This window comes from Spirillospora sp. NPDC052269 (genome assembly GCF_040679435.1).
Taxonomy (GTDB): Bacteria; Actinomycetota; Actinomycetes; order Streptosporangiales; family Streptosporangiaceae; genus Spirillospora.
This window is the reverse complement of the sequence record NZ_JBFAUU010000010.1, coordinates 254056-272878: the sequence shown is the minus strand read 5'-3', so window position 1 is coordinate 272878 and position 18823 is coordinate 254056. Positions and strand designations below refer to the sequence as shown.

15 protein-coding genes are annotated in these 18823 nt (G+C 72.7%); 3 read left to right on the top strand and 12 right to left on the bottom strand.

Features of this window, described 5'->3' with window-relative positions; translation table 11 throughout:
• Positions 1-11 precede the first annotated feature (11 nt).
• The 8 genes from AB0L06_RS23115 to AB0L06_RS23080 form a co-directional block, all read right to left on the bottom strand.
• Entirely contained in the window at positions 12-764 is a 753-nt protein-coding gene (locus tag AB0L06_RS23115; RefSeq protein WP_500233135.1) for a LamB/YcsF family protein, read from the bottom strand.
• A gap of 29 nt (positions 765-793) precedes the next feature.
• Positions 794-1162, bottom strand: a complete 369-nt coding sequence (locus AB0L06_RS23110) for a UCP033725 family protein (protein WP_500233134.1) — start codon at positions 1160-1162, stop codon at positions 794-796.
• Entirely contained in the window at positions 1159-3060 is a 1902-nt protein-coding gene (locus AB0L06_RS23105; protein WP_500233133.1) for an SseB family protein, read from the bottom strand. The genes AB0L06_RS23110 and AB0L06_RS23105 overlap by 4 nt, the downstream gene beginning before the upstream one ends.
• 63 nt (positions 3061-3123) lie before the next feature.
• Positions 3124-5838, bottom strand: a complete 2715-nt coding sequence (locus AB0L06_RS23100; RefSeq protein WP_500233132.1) for a TY-Chap domain-containing protein — start codon at positions 5836-5838, stop codon at positions 3124-3126.
• A 341-nt stretch (positions 5839-6179) separates the two neighbouring features.
• Complete coding sequence (locus AB0L06_RS23095) at positions 6180-7748, bottom strand: hypothetical protein (protein WP_500233218.1); 1569 nt, start codon at positions 7746-7748, stop codon at positions 6180-6182.
• Positions 7749-7948: 200 nt separating this feature from the next.
• Positions 7949-8197, bottom strand: a complete 249-nt coding sequence (locus AB0L06_RS23090; protein ID WP_500233131.1) for a hypothetical protein — start codon at positions 8195-8197, stop codon at positions 7949-7951.
• A 209-nt stretch (positions 8198-8406) separates the two neighbouring features.
• Positions 8407-9123, bottom strand: coding sequence for a cytochrome b/b6 domain-containing protein (locus AB0L06_RS23085; RefSeq protein WP_500233130.1), 717 nt, complete (start codon positions 9121-9123; stop codon positions 8407-8409).
• Entirely contained in the window at positions 9110-9799 is a 690-nt protein-coding gene (locus AB0L06_RS23080; protein ID WP_500233129.1) for a molybdopterin-dependent oxidoreductase, read from the bottom strand. The genes AB0L06_RS23085 and AB0L06_RS23080 overlap by 14 nt, the downstream gene beginning before the upstream one ends.
• Before the next feature lie 102 nt (positions 9800-9901).
• Between AB0L06_RS23080 and AB0L06_RS23075 the strand changes: the two genes are divergently transcribed.
• The 3 genes from AB0L06_RS23075 (at position 9902) to AB0L06_RS23065 (ending at position 15151) form a co-directional block, all read left to right on the top strand.
• Entirely contained in the window at positions 9902-10498 is a 597-nt protein-coding gene (locus AB0L06_RS23075; RefSeq protein ID WP_500233128.1) for an HhH-GPD-type base excision DNA repair protein, read from the top strand.
• A gap of 625 nt (positions 10499-11123) precedes the next feature.
• Positions 11124-13238, top strand: coding sequence for a SpoIIE family protein phosphatase (locus tag AB0L06_RS23070; RefSeq protein WP_500233127.1), 2115 nt, complete (start codon positions 11124-11126; stop codon positions 13236-13238).
• A 269-nt stretch (positions 13239-13507) separates the two neighbouring features.
• The gene (locus AB0L06_RS23065) at positions 13508-15151 is read left to right on the top strand and encodes an RNA polymerase sigma factor (RefSeq protein ID WP_500233126.1); all 1644 of its coding nucleotides are present in this window, start codon (positions 13508-13510) and stop codon (positions 15149-15151) included.
• Between the two features lie 155 nt (positions 15152-15306).
• On the opposite strand, the gene AB0L06_RS23060 is transcribed toward AB0L06_RS23065, so the two are convergent.
• The 4 genes from AB0L06_RS23060 to AB0L06_RS23045 all read right to left on the bottom strand — a co-directional run bounded on the left by AB0L06_RS23060 (position 15307) and on the right by AB0L06_RS23045 (position 18736).
• Positions 15307-16053: a YaaA family protein gene (locus AB0L06_RS23060; RefSeq protein WP_500233125.1), complete on the bottom strand. Its 747-nt coding sequence runs from the start codon at positions 16051-16053 to the stop codon at positions 15307-15309.
• A gap of 248 nt (positions 16054-16301) precedes the next feature.
• Positions 16302-16529, bottom strand: a complete 228-nt coding sequence (locus AB0L06_RS23055; protein ID WP_500233124.1) for a DUF7455 domain-containing protein — start codon at positions 16527-16529, stop codon at positions 16302-16304.
• 130 nt (positions 16530-16659) lie between these two features.
• On the bottom strand, positions 16660-17736 hold the full coding sequence (locus tag AB0L06_RS23050; RefSeq protein ID WP_500233123.1) for an ABC transporter permease: 1077 nt from the start codon (positions 17734-17736) through the stop codon (positions 16660-16662).
• 97 nt (positions 17737-17833) lie between these two features.
• Positions 17834-18736, bottom strand: coding sequence for an ABC transporter ATP-binding protein (locus tag AB0L06_RS23045; RefSeq protein ID WP_500233122.1), 903 nt, complete (start codon positions 18734-18736; stop codon positions 17834-17836).
• Positions 18737-18823: the final 87 nt, after the last annotated feature.

The following is an 18823-nucleotide window of genomic DNA, read 5'->3' as shown; positions in this document are numbered from 1 at the left end:
CACCCCGCCCCTCACGCGAACGGCCCCAGCCGCACCCCGGCGTCCTCCAGTGCGCCCCGGACGGCCCGCGCCAGCTCAACAGCGCCGGGCGTGTCACCGTGCACGCACATCGAGCGCGGTGCGAGGGACACGTCCGACCCGTCCACGGCCGTGACCCGCCCCTCCGTCGCCATCCGGACGGCCCGCTCGGCCACTCGGGCCGGATCGTGCACGACCGCGCCCGGCTCCCGCCGCGACACGAGCCGTCCCTCGGGCGTGTACGCGCGGTCGGCGAAACACTCCTCGACGACCGTCAGACCGTCCGCGACCTCGTACAACGCCGAACCCGGCAGTGTGAGGACCGGCAGCGTCGTGTCGTACGCGCGCACCGCGTCGGCGACCGCGCGCGCCTGGACGGGATCGCGGGCCAGCCGGTTGTAGAGCGCGCCGTGCGGCTTCACGTACACGACCCGTCCGCCCTCGGCGCGCGCGATCCCATCCAGGGCGGCGACCTGGTACAGCACCTCGGCGGTCAGCTCGTCGGACGCCACGTCCATCTCGCGCCGCCCGAACCCGGCGAGGTCGCGGTACGACACCTGCGCGCCGATCGCCACCCCGCGGCGGATCGCCGCCGCGCACACCCGCCGCATGATCAGCGGATCGCCCGCGTGGAACCCGCAGGCCACGTTGGCGCTCGTGATCACGTCCAGCAGGGCCAGGTCGTCGCCCAGCTCCCAGACGCCGAACCCCTCGCCGAGGTCGGCGTTGATGTCCATCACCGGCATGCCAGAGATGTACCACCCCGAGGCGCGGTTCAGACCGCCTTCTCGGCGAGCCCGGTCACCTCGCCGCGCGGCGCCCACGCCTGGTAGACGCCCCGGTCGAAGAACTCCAGCCCGAGCCGCTCCGCGACGGCCGCGCGCCCTCCGGCGTACTCCACCCGCAACCAGCCGTCGTGCTCGCCCAGCACCACGAACGGCTCCCCGCGCCAGGTGCAGTGGGTGCTCACGTACGCGAGCCGGGTCACCTCGTCCGCCGGCACGACCCGGACATACCGGTCCGACGTGATCTCCTCGAACCCGTCGGCCGGACGCGCCCGGTACAACCGGACGTCGTCCCCGTCCGGACTCGCCTCGTACTCCTCGCCGCGCCAGTCAGCGACGTATCCGTGCCGGACGCTCATTCCCAACCCCCACCACGCGCGTGCCGTCCCCGAGGCGCATCGGGCCGAGTGTCGGACGGCCTTGTCTCGGGCTCCGGAGGCCTCCCCAGAGCCGCCGCCCGGCCACCCGGATCGGGCATCGTGACCCCGGCCCCCGCCCCGGCCCCGGATTCGGTCGGCCCGGACGACGCAGGCCCGCGCGCAGGCTCGGCCGGGCCGCCCGAGGCCGTCGGCCCGGACGCCGCCGCGAGCCGGCCCGCCGTGCCGGACGAGGCGTCCGGGGGAGCGGTAGGGCCCGCGAACATCGTCGTCGGCGTCCGGCTCTTCCGCGCGGACGAGGTGCCGGCGCGGCGCGCGGTCCGGGGCGTGCGCGGCTTGTCGGCGCCCCGCGCGGTCGCCAGCCGGATACGCCATCGCCGCAGGTCGGCGTCATAGACGGCGACGAGCGTCGGACGGCCCTCACGCGCGAGCCGGTGCATCTCGGCACCGTGCGGCAGCCGCTGGCTGTCCACCTTGAACTCGGGGACGGACGAACCCTCACCCGGCGCGCCCTCGCCGGACGCCCCGGCACGCCCGGCCTGCTCCTCCCCGCCGACCGGACTCCGGAACAGCGCGGGCTTCACGGCAGGCCAGCGGATCACGTGCACCGCTTCCATGCCCGGCTCGAACGGCGACCCGGGACGTTCCAGCCCGAGGGCCCGGACGAGCCGCTCCGGCCGGGTCAGGTCCGCCACGTCGTCCAGCTTGTGCACGTACCCGGCGACCAGGTCGTACCCGCCGTCCAGGTAGTGGGTGACGTGTTCGGGGCGCAGCACCTTCTGCACAACGAACACGGCGTGCGCCGCGACGGCGGGATCGGACGGCGCCACCTGCGGACCGGGGTCCGGACGCGCGGGCTGCGGAAGCCGCTCGACCCGTGTCACCTGCGGCGCGGACGTGGTCGTGCGGGACCGTCCGGCCACATGCCTGTCGGACGGATCGGGCGGCATCACCCCACCGGGCGGCATCACCCCACCGGGCGGCATCACCCCACCGGGCGGCATCGCCCCGCCGGGCGGGACCTGCTTGCCCGGCGCCGCGAGCGGCGCGGTCGGCACCGGCGTCTTCGGAAGCATGTGCGTGTCCAGGTAGGACGCGCTGGGCAGGCCGGGATTGACGGCGAGCCGCCAGTCGGGATGCGGCCAGTCCCGCACCAGGTCGCCCACGGTCGACGTCTGGTGGTGGACGGCCTGACCGCGCAGCGAGCGGTCCATCGCCTCGGGGGAGGTGAAGGCCAGCACGAACGTCCCGCCGCCGAACTGCGCGGTCGCGAAGTGCCGTCCGCCCTCGCCGTCCGAGCCGGGCGTGGGCAGGTACAGGGGCGCGCGGGCCAGCAGGTCGAGATATCCCTGCTGGTCACCGCGCTCGCGGGCGACCGTCAGGGCACGCTCGATCTCGGCCTCGCCGCTCAGCGCGCCCGTCGCCGGGACGGCCTCGGCGTCCGGCGCGGTGGACGGGATCCCGAGCGCGGGCAGCGCCAGCGGCGTCCCGCCGTCCGGCCCCGTCATCCCGGCCTGGTACACCAGCCCGCCCGGGGACCGCACACCGTATGCCTCCCGCAGCGCCCCGGTCATCCGCTTCGCGAGATCGGCGCACGGACGCGGACGCGTCGCCTCCGGCGCCTCCACCTGGATCCACCAGTTGAGCCGCTCATCGTCGTCGGGCTCGTTCCAGCCGTGCCCGGACAGCTTGCGCTCCTGCCGCGCCGTCAACGGCACGGGCAGGAAGGCGTCACCGACCGCCTCCGCGTGCAGAGCACGGTCCGCGCGCAGAACCTGCGTGTAGGGCAGCCCTGTCGGCCCCTGCACGATCAGGAACGCGCGGTCCGGCAGCCGCAGAAGCTCGGCGGCCAGCCGGTCGGCGAAGTCGCTCCAGTCCACTCGGTCCAGCCTTCACGTCCGCGGGTCGGGGAGACGACCGTAGCGCCCCCTCCCCACCAGTACCTATTCGCCCCGCTGCCCCGGCAGCGCGTCCGCCCGCACCGGAGCCCACACGTTCCCGATGGCGTCGTAGACCGCGACGGGCGTCCCGTCCCCGGTCCCGTCCGTCTCCCAGAGCGCCGTCCCGTGCGGAACCCGCAGAACGGGCGCTTCCACGGCCCGCGGCGCGGGCGCGTACGCGCCGTCCGGCACCGGAGCCGCCGCCGGCATCGCGGCCGTCCCGTGCGCCTCGAGCCCCGGCAGAACCGGCATTCCGGACGTGTCGAACTCCCGGAGCCCTCCCGCCGCGGCAGCGGAATCCCGCCGTCCGGCCCCGGCCCCGGCGAACGCGTCCCGCAGGTCCGACACCCTCGACCGCATGTACGCCCGCTGCTCCGCATCCACGGAGGCCACGATCGCGTCACCATGCTCGGGGACCCCCGCCGCGCCGAGCGGATCCTGCTGCTCGGGCACACCGCCCGCCGAGAGCGCATCGCCCTGCGCCGGAACGCCCGTGGCGTCCGGCGCACCGAGCGAGTCCTGCGTTCCAGAGAAACCCGGCACATCCGGCGCGCCGAACGAGTCCTGCGGCCCAGGGACACCCAGCACATCCGGCGCGCCGAGCGAGTCCTGCGACCCAGAGAGGCCCGGCACATCCGGCGCGCCGAGCGAGTTCTCCTGCGCAGAAGCATCCGGCGCCGCGAACGCGTGGTCCTGCGCGGGAACGCCCAGAGCGTCCAGCGTGCCCGGCCCAGAGTCACCGGGTGCAGCGTGCGCGTGAAGGCCCGGCACGTCCGGCATGGGGAACGAGTCAGCCTGCCCAGGCACGCCGGACGCGTCGCCCGACGCGCCCGCGCCAGGCATGGAGAGCTCGTCGCGCCGAATGTTCGGGTCCGGATGCCCGCCGGCCATCCCGGGCGCGCCGTTCTGCGCCGGGAGGCCCGCCGCATCCTGCGTGCCGAACGGCATGGGCTGCCCCGGGACGCCAGGGGACGCGAAGACGTCGCCCTGCACGGGGAAGCCCGCCGTGTCGGATGCGCCATAAGAATGCTGCTGGTTCGGAAGGCCCTGCGCCGCAAGTGTGTCGCCGTGGTCGGCCGTGCCGAGCCCGCCCGGCATCGCGTCTGAGGGCGCGTCCCACTGCGTCATTTCCAGCGGAGAGGACGCGGACTCCAGCGCTTCACCCGAGCCGACCCCGAACGCGTCACGCGGTGCGGGCACGCCGGGCACGCCGGGCACGCCGGGCACGCCGGGTACGACGTGTTCATCGTGCTGCGGGGGCGGGTTCCCGAAGGGCGCAGCCCCCGGCTGCCCGTCAGGCAAGCCAGGAGCCCCGAACTGGTCGTGCCGCACAGGCAGTCCCGGCATCTGCGGTGTAGCGGACGGGTCCTGCCCTCCGTGCGCCGCCGGCAAGCCGGGCGCGCCGAACTCCTCATGCTGCGCCGGGATGCCCAGCGCGTCCTGACCGGCACCCGACGCCGCGAATCGATCGGGGGACGGCTGCCCCTGGGGCTCGATCGCCTTGAGGTCGTGCCGGGTGTGCGCGTCGTCCGCGTCCGGCAGCACCGGCGCGGCCGGGGACGTGCCCAGCGGCGGAGGGACGCTCACACCGCCGGACGGCGGCGGCACCGGCGTGCTGGACCCGGGCCGGACGGCGCCCAGCCGGGCGACGGCCGTGATGTCCAGGTGGATCTCGCTCGCGAGGCCGGGGTTGATGGCGAGCTGCCAGGCCGGGTCGGGCCAGTGGGCCGACAGGTCCGCGAACGACGTCCGCTGGAACTGCGGCGGCTTGGCCGACACGCGGGCGAGCGCGCCCGGAGAGGTGAAGACCGTGATGTACGTGCCCGTCCCGAGGCGGATGGTCGGCGGCCCGGTCTCGCCGGGCGAGGCGGGGAAGACCAGTTCGGCGGTGGGAAGCAGGTCGAAGTAGGTCGTGTGGTCGCCGCGCTCCTTGGCCTCGGCGAGCCGCGGTTCGATCTCGTCCGCCGCAGTCCCGGCCACCGGAGCCGAAGGCGAAGGCGCGGCCCCCGCGCCGGACAACATGTCCTGTATGGACGGCTCGCCGTCCGGAAGACCGTTCCCCGGCGGCACCTGCCCCCCGGAGACCTGCGGCTGCACCGGGTTGCCCGGGAACCCGTTCGGAACCGGCCCGCTCAGCCCATTCGCGTCGGGAAGCGCGGGCGGCAGCGCACCCGGGGCACCCGGCTCGGCCGCAAGGACGTTCGGCTCCGGAAAGGCCCCCTGGCCGGTTCCGGCCAAGGCGTCGGCGGTGCGCGTCCGGGTGATGCGGGACGGGTCGGCGCAGTCGAGTCCGAGGTCCGGGAGCCCGACCAGGCCGGTGCCGTGCCGGTGGAACGACTCGTACACCAGGTCGGACGGCCGCCGGACGGCCTGGACGTCCCGCAGCGCCGTGACCATGACCTCGGCGAGCCGCGCGTAGTCGGCCGCGGTCGCGAACGCGGGCAGCTCCGTCCACCAGTTGCGCGGCCCGGCCATGCCGGGCTCCGCCGGGGGACGCCAGCCCGACTCGCTCATGACCTCTTCGTCCGCGAGGGTGAGAAGTAGGGGACCTTCGAGAAAGTTGTTGCTGACCGCCTCGGCGTAGAGCCGGTCCGGCTCCCGCATCGCCTGGACGTAGTGGCGGCTCTCCTCACGCTCCCGGACGATCAGGATCGTGTCCCGTTCCAGGGCCGTCAGCTCACGCCCCAGGCGCCGAGCGAACTCCGACCACTCCAACAAGATCACTCCCTACGGCCCGGGGGCGCGCCCCCGGTTCCCCCCGTCGATCACTGCCCGGTTCGATGATTGTCGGCCGGGACGCTTTCTGGCAAACCGGGGCGCTCCCCCTATTCGCCGTCGCGCCCGCCGGGCCTCTTCCCATCCGCGGCACGCCCCGCCACGCCTGACCCTTCCGGACGGCGGCACGGCCCCACTCTGCACCGGCCCGGCCCACCTCAGCGCCTCATTCAGCCCAAGCTCCGACCACGACACCACCGCTCCGGACACACTGGGCTCGCAGCTCAGGACAGGCTCGGGTCGCACCCCGGACACACCCGGCTCGCGCCCGGCAGGGGGCGCTCTCACCCCGGTGGCGGCTCATGCCGCAGCACACGCAGCGACGCCCGCAGCGCCCGCGGATCGTGCCCGCTCCGGTCCATCACCGCGATGAGCCGGTGCAGCACCTCATGGCGCTCGTATCCCACGTCCAGCAGCGCCTGCGCGGTCTCCCACAGCTGCGGCGGGTCGCCGCGCCACAGCCGCTCGGCGAGCCGCTCGTGCGCCTCGAGATGCTCCTCCGGCGCGCCCGGATGCTCCAGCTCCAGCAGGACGCGCCGGTCCGCCGGATCGGACGGGTCGAGCACCGACAGGTCGATCGTGCCGTGCCGCCCCGACACCCGGTGCCGTCCGGACAGGAACGGCAGCGCGAACGCGCGCCGCGGCAGCGCCTCGAGATCGCCGTCCGGGAGCAGCCGGTCCACGATGTCGCGGTCGAGCCCGAACGAGGACGGGTCGCGGTAGGCGTCGGCGAACTTCACGGTCGCGTCCCACACCGCGTCCAGCGTCGCGCGGACCGCCCCCTCCGGCAGCCCGGTGCGGCGCCCCGCCCACCGCACCCACGCGGCCAGCACGTGCGGGACGGCCTCCTGCTCGGCCTGCGACAGCAGCACCTTGCGCGGCAGCCAGTCCAGCAGGAACATCTCGCACTTGACCGGGCTCACCCGCAGCGGACGGCCGAAGTCGTGCGTGCAGCCGTAGTCGATGATCCGGTCCACGCAGCGGCTCGCGGCGGCCGTGTCGGACAGCTCCCCGGCCTCGTCCGACGCCAGGAACCGGACGGCCAGGTCGGCGCGCCGGTCCGCGCCGTGCACGGCGGGCTGCGGGACCCGCCCGCCGGTCGGCAGCGCCCGCACCCGGTGCCGGACGAACGCGTGGTAGGACCCGAAGTTCTCGTCGACCGTCGCGTCCGGCTCCTCGTTGGTGTGGTCGAGGCAGCGCTGGAGCAGCGCCCGCGCGTCCCGGGGCTCGATCTCCTCGAACCGCATCAGCGGGTTCGTGGCGGCCTCGTTCCGGCAGTGGTCGAGCAGCCGGTCGATCCGGGACGACACCCACGCGTCCCGGACGGTCCCGCACGCGGGCGGACGCTCGCCCGGCAGCCGCGGCCCGACCAGGCCCGGCTTCGTCCGGTCCACGAGCACCACGAGCGCGTGCCGGTCGGACGCGCCGCCGTCGCCGCCCGGATACTCGAAGACGCAGATCACCGACTCCTGGTCGCCGTACACGTCCCGGGACACGTAGCACTCGCGCGGCTCGACCATCCCGACCCGGTCGGACCAGATCGGACGCGCGACGCCCAGGTCCATCAGCTCGAGCGCGGCCCGCTCGGCCCGCGCCGCCTGCCCCCGCGTGCCGAGGCAGGTCACCCCGGTGAGCAGGGCGAGCGCCGCCGGGCTGCCGACGCGTGCGGCGTGGGCGACGAGGGCCTCGCCGACGACCTCCTCGACGTCTCCGTCCGCGGCGCGCTGGCCCCACCACGATCCGAGGATCTCGCTCACGATCAGTTCGGCGTCCAGCGGGCTGCGCACGGCCAGCAGCTCGCGCGCGTGCCGCAGCATCCCATCGAAGATCGCGGCGATCTCGCCGCCCGGCATCGGCGGCTCGGCCGCGGGCTCCCCGGCGGACGGAAGGCTGCTACGGGGACTCACGCCCCCTAGCTTCTCAGATCCCGCCACCCAGAACGCTGCACTTCTCCACCCGGCGGGCCCGGAACCCCGTCCCAGCCAGGTGAACTCCAGCACACCGACCCCCTCGTCCGGCCCCGGTGACCGGACGCCCGAGGAGGCTCCGGGGGTCAGCCTTCGCAGGCCCACGGGGTGACGCTGCCGGACGGCGGGGCCGACTTGACCCGGCAGGTGAGCTGCTCGCGCGCCATGCGCTCGACCAGATCGGGAGTGGGGGACAGTCCCAGATGGGTCATGCGCGCCTGGACGTCGGCGACGCACCGCGCCACGTCCGCCACGTCGAAGATCACGAACTCGGCGGCCAGCCGGCTCGTGAGCAGGTCGCGGGTCTCGCTCCGGTGATCGGCAAGTGCAGGCATCGCACGCCTCCGCGCCCGAGGGACCGGCGGACGGGGGTGAACCGCCGGATGGAGGCGCGGCCGGACGCGCACCGCCCGGCAGGCCGCCGCAACCCCGCCTCGATGTCTCATTTCAGCGCGTTCCCGCCGCCTGTCAAGACCTCCGCGGGCCCCGACCCTCCGCCGCCGCCCACGCCCCCATCGCGACTCACACCAGCCCCGGCACCCGCTCAACCAGGCGGTTCGGCACCCCGGGAGCCGGACGCCACATCGGCCCCACCGGACCCGCCGGGCGCCTCGGCCGACGCCCCGGCCGACGCCCCGGCCGACGCCTCGGACCAGGCGGCGTGATGGCGCGCGGCCCAGTCACCGGTGACCCGCCCGGTGGCCATCCCGCGAAGGGCGCCGGGATCGCGGAGCGCCTCCCACAGATGGCCCAGGGTGACGACCGCGATGGCCAGGAACAGCCAGTCGTGGACGAAGGTCGCGCCGGTCCGCCACCGGTCGGGCCAGGGATCCGGCCAGGTCAGCATCGCGCCGGTGCCGAGCATGACCAGCGCCGCTCCCGCGGTGAACGCGGCGTTGAGCTTCTGCCCGGCGTTGAACTTCCCGACGGGGACGACGCCGCGCCCGTTCACGACCGCGCGCCGCCGCCCGCTCCGCAGCCAGTGCCCGTCGTGCGGCCCGAACCGGTTCAGCCTGCCCAGATCGCGCCGGAACGCGCGCGAAGCCAGCCCCAGCAGCGTCGGCACCGGCAGCAGCAGCCCGCAGTAGATGTGGACGGGCTTGACGATCTCGCGGTGCCCGACCATCGTCGCGAACGCCGGTATGTACAGCATGAACGCCGTGACCAGGCAGATCAGCATCAGCAGCGCCGTCAGGTGATGCACCCAGCGCTCCGCCAGGCTGAATCGCACCAGCAGGGCGCGTCCGTCAGGTCGGCGCATCGTCGCGTCCGTTCGATCGGCCCACCCAGGCGTCCACGTCGTAGCCCCGGTCCTCCCAGTAGCCGGGGTGGACGGTCTCGGTCACCTCGATGCGCCCCAGCCACTTGAGCGACTTGTAGCCGTACATCGGCGCGACGAACAGCCGGACCGGCCCGCCGTGGTCGTGGCTGACCGGCTTGCCCTGCATCGAGGTCGCGACCAGGACGTCCCGGCGGCGTGCCTGCTCCAGCGTCAGCGACTCGGTGTACGCGCCGTCGAACGAGTGGAACCGCACCGCACGCGCACGAGGCGACACGCCCGCCGCGTCCAGCAGGTCGGGCAGCGCCACGCCCGACCACTCCACGTGCGGCACCCGCCATCCCGTCACGCACTGGAAATCGCGCCGCACCCGCGTCTGCCGCAGCGCCGCGAGCTCCGCCGGCGAGTACCCGCGCGGATGGTCCACCAGGCCGTCCACCCGGACCCGCAGGTCACGCGGCGTGCGCACCGTCCCCACCACCGAGTAGAACCGGAATCCGCCGACCGCGGGCAGGACGTTGCCGAGGCCGCTCACCGGCGAGAAGGCCCGCGTCACCTCCCGCTGGACGGACGCGCCGACGGCGACCCCGGCCGCGCCGAGACCCAGCATCCCCAGCACGATCCGGCGGCCGACAGGTGCGCCGCGTCGCTCGTCCACGCCTTCATTCGACCACCGCCTCGCCGCCTCCGCCACGGTGCGCGGCGGCCCGTAAGACTTCCGCAAGAATTGGCCGGACGCACCGCCGCCGGGAGGAACGACATGCCGATCACGCTGCCGATCGAGGACGCGGCGAACGACCTGCTCAACCGGGACCCGTTCGCGCTCCTGACCGCCATGCTGCTGGACCAGCAGGTCCCGCTGGAGCGCGCCTTCGCCGCCCCGGCGGAGCTGGCCGAGCGCCTCGGCCACGACCCGGACCCCGAGGAGATCGCCGCCCACGACCCGGACGCGCTGGTCGAGATCTTCAGCCGCAAGCCCGCCCTGCACCGCTACCCGAAGGCGATGGCGGCCCGCGTCCAGTCCCTGGCCCGCGCGATCGTCGACGACCACGGCGGCGACGCCACCCGCATCTGGAAGGACGCCGCGACCGGCGAGGACCTCTACAAGCGCGTCGCCGCCCTCCCCGGCTACGGCGAGCAGAAGGCGAAGATCTTCGTCGCCCTCCTCGGCAAGCGCCTGGACGTCCGCCCGGACGGCTGGCGCGAGGCCGCCGGCTCCTACGGTGACGAGGGCTCGTTCCGCTCCGTCGCCGACATCGTGGACGAGGAGTCCCTCGGCAAGGTCCGCTCCTTCAAGCAGGAGATGAAGGCCGCCGCCAAGGCCGCCAAGATCGGGACGGCCAAGCCCCGCAAGTAGCGGACCGCCGCTTCACCCCGCCGAGGGTGTCCGAAACCGGCCTCGCGAGCGCTGTCCCAACGGTCTCAACAGCCTCCCCCTAATAAAGAGGACAACCCTCTACAGCGATGTACAAGGTCACGCCCTGGTTTCAGGCGCCCACAGGCGGGTCGTCCGCCCCACGCGCCACCCCATCGTCTTTACCTTCTTTTTGCTTGTTGACAGGGCGGCAGGTCAGCGTCGTTTCGGTGCGTCCGGAAAGAAGGCCGGGCCGGACGGATGGCACGTCCGCCCGGCGCCGCGTGCTCGATCCGGCGTACCATCGGCCACTCGCCGTCCGGAAGAGCACCATTCCGGCGGGTGTCCTCCTGTGCGCGTGATCCACCGTCCGACCCGCGCGCCGGGTGCCGTGTCCGTCATATGCGGATCGGTGACAAGGACTTCCGCCGGGGGCAAAGCGTCGAGATGATGAGAACCTGACTTCGACGGGTGTTGTGATGGAGGTGGGAGCGTTAGCCTGCTCCCATTCACACATAGTGATGAGAACTTGCCGCGCGGTACGGGACCCCCTGGGGCGGAGGTGTTGCCTGTGAGCACCGAGACGTCCGTTCCGCGTCCCCGGCTCTCCCGGCTGAAGGGTCAGCCTATGGATGCGTCCGATGCAGCCCTGTACGCCACCCTGCTGAAGGAGGCCCCCGCCGGGATCGCGCTCTTCGACACCGGGCTGAAGTGCCGGCGCGTCAACGACGCGCTCGCGGCCATGCTCGGCGTGTCGGCGGCCGACCTGACCGGGCGCCGCCCGGGCGAGGTGCTGGCCGAGGAGACCGCCGCCGCCTTCGCGGCCGCGCTCGGCGCCGTCCTCGCCGACGACCGGCCGATCACCGACGCCGAGCTCGCCGTTGGCGGCCGGATCCTGTCGTGCAGCTGGATCCCGGCGCGCGGCGGGGCCCAGCAGGACGCCAAGGGCGCCACCGCCAAGGACGCCAAGGGCAAGGGCAAGGCGCGCCCGCCCAAGCAGGCCGCCTGGGAGGACAAGCCGGTCGGCGTCGTCCTCACCGCCCTGGACGTCACCGAGCGGCGCCGCGCCGAGGAGGTCATCCGGCGCAAGGAGCAGCGCTACCGCTCCCTGGTCGAGGCCAGCTCCCAGGTCGTGTGGGTGGCCGCGGCGGACGGCGCCGCCATCGACGACGCGCCCGAGTGGCGCGAGATCACCGGCCAGACCCCGGACGACTACGCGGGCGGCGGCTGGCTGGCCGTCGTCCACCCCGAGGACCGGCCGCGGATCGAGGAGATCTGGAGCGAGGCCGTCGCGGGCGACCGGGTCTTCGAGACCGGCTACCGGATCCGCACCCGCAGCGGCGCCTACCGGCACTTCGACGTGCGGGCGGTGCCGATCTGGCAGGGCGACCGGGTGATCGAGTGGGTCGGCGCCAACACCGACGTCACCGGCCAGAAGGAGGCCGAGGAGATGCGCGGCCGCCTCACCGAGCAGCTCTCGGCGGCGGCGCTGCGCACGGCCCGGCTCCAGCAGGCCACCTCGATGCTGGCCGAGGCGCTGACCGTCGCCCAGGTCGTCCAGGTGATCACCGAGGTCGGCCGGTCGGCGATCGGCGCGGACTACTCGGCCGTCGCGCTGCTGGACGACGACAAGCTGCGGCTGTCGATCGTCACCCCGGCCCCGCCCGGCGGCGGCGAGCCCGCGGCCGACCAGGCCCGTCCGGTCCGGGACGACATCCGGGTCAGCGACCAGACGGTCATGTCGGTGGCCGTCCGGGAGGGCCGCCCGTTCCTGGCCCAGAGCCCCACCGACCTGCGGCTCCAGCTCGGCGGGGACGAGGCGGAGCTGTTCACCCAGCACGCCGAGGAGCGGGCCTGGGTCGGCCTGCCGCTGCTCGCCGCGGGCGCGCCGATCGGGGCCCTGCGGTTCTCGTTCAAGCGCCCCCGGGAGATCACCGAGGAGGAGAAGGTCTTCCTCGAGGCCCTCGCCGGCCAGTGCGCCCTGGCCGTCGAGCGGGCGCTGCTGTTCGAGCGGGAGCACAAGACCGCCGAGGAGCTCCAGCTCAGCCTGCTGCCGAGCGACCTGCCGCAGCTGCCGGGCATGGTGCTGGCCGCCCGGTACAACCCGGCCACCCGGCACGTCCAGGTCGGCGGCGACTGGTACGACGTGTTCCGGCTGCCGGACGACCGGCTCGCCGTGGCCGTCGGGGACGTCATGGGCAAGGGCGTCCGGGCCGCCGCCGGGATGGGCCGCGTCCGCAACGCGCTGCGGGCCCTCGCCCTGAACGACCCGCGCCCGGCCGCGGTCCTGTCCGGCCTGGACCGGCTGTTCTCGGCCACCGAGGACGAGGAGCAGTTCACCACCGTCGCCTACGCGGTGATCGACCCCGAGACCGGGCGCGGCGCCTTCAGCAACGCCGGCCACCCGCCGCCCCTCCTGATCTCCCCGGACGCCGACGCCCGGGTCTCCACCCGGGAGCCCGGCACCCCGCTCGGCTGGCCCTCCCAGCGGCAGCAGACAAGTTTTTCCATCGAAACCGGCAACACTGTGGTCTTCTATTCCGATGGACTTGTGGAGAACCGTAGGCGTGGGGTGGACGCCGGGCTCGAGGAACTGGCCACGGTCGCGACGGACGCCCCACCTGAAGTGGTAGGAGACCCAGAGAGACTCGTCGACTTTCTGGTCGATCGGATGCTTGCCGGGTATGAGCAGGTGGACGATGTGACCGTACTTGCCCTGCATGTCCCGCCGAAGTCCCCGTGATGCCCGTGTAGAAGTTCCGCCGAAGGCGGCGAGAAGACGGCGTAGTACGTACGAAGGACCGCCGTGCGCCCTCTAAGGTGGTGTGTTACCGGGCAGCACACCCAAGCGGAATGCGCAGCCGTGCCAGAGTGCTTGACCCTAGTAAGAGCGGGTACGCTGCGGTCCCGCACAGGGTGCCCGTCCCGGTGCACGTGGTCCCACTCCTAGTGAGGCCCGTCCCGTCAGGGCGCTTGGGTCAGCCAACCCACACGTTCGTTCGAGAGGTATTTGTGTCGCCTGCTAGCTCGACCTCGAAGGCATCAGACCTGCACGAGACCGTCATCGCGCAGCTGATCGAGCGTGGGAAGTCCCAGGGCAATCACCTCGACGCCGACGACCTCCGCCGTACGTTCGAGGAGGCCGAGATCCCCATGTCGATGGCCCCCAAGATTCTGCGTGCCCTGAGCAAGGAGGGTGTGATCGTCGTCGTGAGCGCCGCCGACTCAGCGGCGCCGAAGCGGACGCGTAAGCGTGCGGCCGCGCCGGCGCGCAAGCCCAAGACCGCCGCTGCCGCCAAGGAGCAGCAGCCCGACACCGTGACCGCCGTCGTCGGCGACGACGAGAGCGAGGCCGCTCCGGCCCCGGCGGCGAAGGCCTCGGCCAAGAAGGCCGCGCCTGCCAAGCCCAAGAAGGCCGCCGCCAAGAAGGCCGCGCCGAAGAAGGGCGAGACCGGCCCCACCGCGAAGGCGAAGAAGGTCGGCGACGACCCCGAGATGGACGACGACGTCGACGTCGAGGACCTCGACGAGGACCTGAGCGACCTCGAGGCCGACCTGGGCGACGACTCCGGGGCGGAGACGTCCGACCAGGCCGAGCAGGACGGCGACGACGAGGAGGAGCGCGCCCCCGCGGCCGCTGCCACCGCCAAGCCCGGCGCCGCCCCGGCCAAGTCCGAGGAGGAGTCGTTCACCCTCGGTGACGACGACGAGGACGCCCCGGCCCAGCAGATCGCCGCCGCCGGCGCGACCGCCGACCCGGTCAAGGACTACCTCAAGCAGATCGGCAAGGTCCCCCTGCTGAACGCCGAGCAGGAGGTCGAGCTCGCCAAGCGGATCGAGGCCGGCCTGTTCGCCGAGGAGCGGCTCGCCACCGAGGTGGGCACCCTCTCCGAGGAGGACCAGGAAGACCTCGAGTGGATCGCCGAGGACGGCCGCCGCGCCAAGAACCACCTGCTGGAGGCCAACCTCCGCCTGGTGGTCTCGCTGGCCAAGCGGTACACCGGCCGCGGCATGCTGTTCCTGGACCTGATCCAGGAGGGCAACCTCGGTCTGATCCGCGCGGTCGAGAAGTTCGACTACACCAAGGGCTACAAGTTCTCCACGTACGCCACCTGGTGGATCCGGCAGGCGATCACCCGCGCGATGGCCGACCAGGCCCGCACCATCCGCATCCCGGTGCACATGGTCGAGGTCATCAACAAGCTCGCCCGCGTCCAGCGCCAGATGCTCCAGGACCTCGGCCGCGAGCCGACCCCGGAGGAGCTGGCCAAGGAACTCGACATGACCCCGGAGAAGGTCGTCGAGGTGCAGAAGTACGGCCGCGAGCCGATCTCCCTGCACACCCCGCTGGGCGAGGACGGCGACAGCGAGTTCGGCGACCTGATCGAGGACTCCGAGGCCATCGTCCCGGCGGACGCGGTCAGCTTCACGCTCCTCCAGGAGCAGCTGCACTCCGTCCTGGACACCCTGTCCGAGCGTGAGGCGGGCGTGGTCTCCATGCGGTTCGGCCTGACCGACGGTCAGCCGAAGACCCTGGACGAGATCGGCAAGGTCTACGGCGTGACGCGCGAGCGCATCCGCCAGATCGAGTCCAAGACCATGTCCAAGCTGCGCCACCCGTCCCGCAGCCAGGTCCTGCGCGACTACCTGGACTGATCGGATCGTGAGAAACGCCCCCGCCGCGCGGCGGGGGCGTTCTTGCTGTCCAGGGACGTGCACTCTGTGTGCGTGGGCGTGCACGCAGAGCCCGCATGGCTCGTGGATGCGGGCTCCGCGTCAGGGGTGGCGGATCACGCCTGTGCCAGGGGGGATCACGCCTGGAGGATGACGTCCAGGTTGGGGCCGTTGAGCTCGGCGGCGTGGCCGAGGTCGGTGACGGCCTTGAGGAGCTCCTCGGGGGTGGCCGGGTCGGCGCCGGCCTGGAGCAGGTCGTGGGCGATCTTGCCGCGGGTGGCCTTCGCCATGTGGCTGACGACCGTCCGCTTCGGGACGCCGCCGAGGAAGAACTCGCGGAAGACGCGGACGGCGACGGCGGGTTGCCGGGCCTTCCAGGCGGCCGCGTACGGGCCGGAGCGCATGTCCACGACGAGACCGTCGGGGAGATCGGCGAGGGCCTCGGCCATGGCGGGGCGCCAGAGCGCCGCCAGCCGTCCCTCCGGCGGGAGGGAAACGCCCATGGCGAGCCGGTATGGGGGGATGCGGTCGGTGAGCCGCAGCGCGCCCCACAGGCCCGAGAAGATGATGATCTGCTCGGCGGCGGAGTCCGCCGGTAGCTCGTCCAGGGCGAGGTTGTCGTACAGGACGCCCTGGTAGAGCTCGGCGACCTGCAGCGTCGGGGCCTCGAGCAGCGCCCGGTTGCGGGCCAGCGCCTCGTCGGTCTGCCCGGTTGGAAGGCCGAGCACGTCCGCGGCGTCCTCGCGCCGGCACGTCTCGCCGAGCGCGCCCAGGACCCGCTCGCGGACGGGGTTCAGGGCGGGGAAGCTGAGGGACGCGAGATCCAGCGGCGGGCCGTCCCCGGTGCGGGCCTTCTTCTCGGACGGCGGCAGCAGGATCAGCACGGTTCCCCCCGATGGTGCGACTTACGTTTCGTTCCCGTCGTTCTGGGCGGTTCCCGGACACAATGATCCCAGGGCTCCGGACGGCGGTGCCTCCAGGATATGAGCCCTTCGGGGGTTTGTGCAGGTCGCGGCTTGGGGAATGGACGGAGTGTGAGCAAACGAACACAATGGGTGTCCTGTTCGTCACAGCAGAACGGCGGCCATCGACGTGCGATGACCGCCGGACGGCGATTCACTTATTTCGAGGGCTAACGCTCGTCCTCCGGAGCGGTTGCCGGGGTCGTCAGCCTGTCTGTCTCATCCTGAATGTCGGCCCCGTTCGAGCGGAGCGCCTCTGCGTACTTGCGCCCGTGGTGGGCGCAGAACAGAAGGTCGCCGCCGCCTACAAGGACCGCACGGACGTAGGCCTGAGCGCCACAGCGGTCGCACCGGTCGGCGGCCGTCAGCGGCTTGGTCGGGGCAAGGGCTCCAGTCACGGCACCTTCCTCATGAAGTCGGGGTCGGTACTTAGGACAACATCTAACCCGACGCTGACGTTCCCAACCTGCTTCTCAGTACGCCCACAGCAGAATGGCCGCTTAAGTGACCGAGGTCACACCGGTTCGATCATGTGGCGTCCCAGCGGAACAGGCGCGCCGCGATGCCGCCGGCCACCACCGCGATACCCAGCAGGATCGCCATCTGCGGAAGCGCGGACGCGGGGCCGAGGCCGCGCGCCATCACGTTCAGCATCCCCTCGTTCAGATACCGCAGCGGGAAGATGTACGAGAGGACCTGCATCCACTTCGGCGCGTAGTCCAGCGGGAAGAACGACCCGCCGAGGAACGCCATCGGCAGGACGATCAGCTGCGTCACCGTCTGCGCGGTCTCCTGGGTCTTGGCCCAGGCCCCGACCAGCATCCCGAGCGACAGGAACGTCAGCACGCCGCAGATCACCAGCGGGATCGACATCCACCACGCGTGCTGCAGCTTCAGCCCGAAGAACGGCAGCTGCGCCACGAGCAGGAACACCGCGAGCTGGCCGAGCGCGATGCCGAGGCTCACCACGATCCGCGCGCCGAACACCGTCGGGATCGGCACCGGAGCCAGCCGCAGCCGGCGCAGCAGGCCCTTGGTCCGCCACAGCACGAGCGTCTGCGACGCGCCGAACATGCCGGCGGACGCGAGCGCCCAGCCCAGCAGGGACGGCGTGAAGAAGTTGATGCCCTTGATCGAGTCGTCCTCGACCCGCTGCCCGGCGACCGTGTACGTCGGCGGACGGCCGGTCGCGGCGAGGTTCGCCGAGTTCGCGACCTGCTGCACGATCGACTGGACCACGCCGGACTTCACCTGGTCGGCGCCGGAGTAGTGGACGACGATCCTCCCGCCGCTCTGCTCCACCGCCGCGTCCGCGTCGCCCTTGCCGACCTTCTTCAGCGCGGCCGCGCGGTCGTCGTTCCGGCTGATCTTCACGGTCTTGCCCAGGTCGCCGGACGGGTCGTGCGCCACGGCCTGGTCGAGCACCGGCACCGCGCCGATCTCGACCACCTTGACCTTGCCGGTCGACTGCTTGCCGAACACCCCGCCGAAGATCACCAGGAACAGCAGGGGGAACAGGATCGTGAAGAACAGCGCCCCGCGGTCCCGCCGGAAGCCGAAGAACAGCGCCCGCGACAGCGACTTGAAACTGTCGAAATTGCTCACGCTGTGCCCCCCGCATGCCTCCGGTGCGCCCGAAGGCGGCGCCTTCCCTCGCTCGTTCCTCGCTCAGTCCAGGCGCCGCCGCGCCCCTCCGGCATGCTCATGCCCTGTACTCCCGTCCAGTGAGATCCAGGAAGACGTCCTCGAGCGTGGCGCCGCGGATCTGGACGCCGTCCAGGGCGTCCTTGGCGGAGAGCTCCGCGACGACCGAGGACGGGTCGCGGGTCTCGACGATCAGGGAGACGCCGTCGTCGGCCACCTCGTCCACGCCGGTCAGGCGGCGGGCGTCCTCGGCGGACAGGACGCCGCTGGCCACGCTGATGCGGGTCGGCGCGTCCAGGCCGCGGACGAGCGCGGCGGGCGGGCCGAGCTTGAGGATCTGGCCGCGGTCCATGATCGCGACGCGGTCGCAGAGCACCTCGGCCTCGTCCATGTAGTGCGTGGTCAGCACGATCGTGCGGCCGTCGGTGTTGATCGCGCGCAGCACGTCCCACAGGTTGCGCCGGGCCTGCGGGTCCAGAGCGGCGGTCGGCTCGTCCAGGAAGACCAGCTCGGGGTCGTGGACGAGCGCGCACGCGATGGACAGGCGCTGCGCCTGGCCGCCGGAGAGCTTCTCGACGCGTTCGTCGGCCTTCTCGGTGAGCCCGACGGTCTCGAGCATCTCGTCGGCCTTGCGCGCGGACACGCCGTACAGCGAACCGAACGTGCGCAGCTGCTCGCGCGCGGTGAGTCGCTCGAAGAAGGACGTCGCCTGGAGCTGGACGCCGATCCGGGGCAGCAGCTTGGGGTTGCGCGGCCACGGCTTCAGGCCGAGCAGTTCGACCTCACCCTCGTCGGCCTCCCGCAGCCCCTCGACGATCTCCAGGGTGGTCGTCTTCCCGGCGCCGTTCGGGCCGAGGATGCCGAAGAACTCGCCATCCCCGACCTCGAAGGAGACCCCGTCCACGGCTTGCACGTCTCCATAACGTTTGCGCAGGCCGTGCACGCTGATGGTGTTTGTCATAGAAAGACCCTAGAACGCTGTGACCTGCGCCTCCAATCATCCTGGGGGTGGATTCCACCGTCTCCACCCCTGGTCCCGGAATGTGTG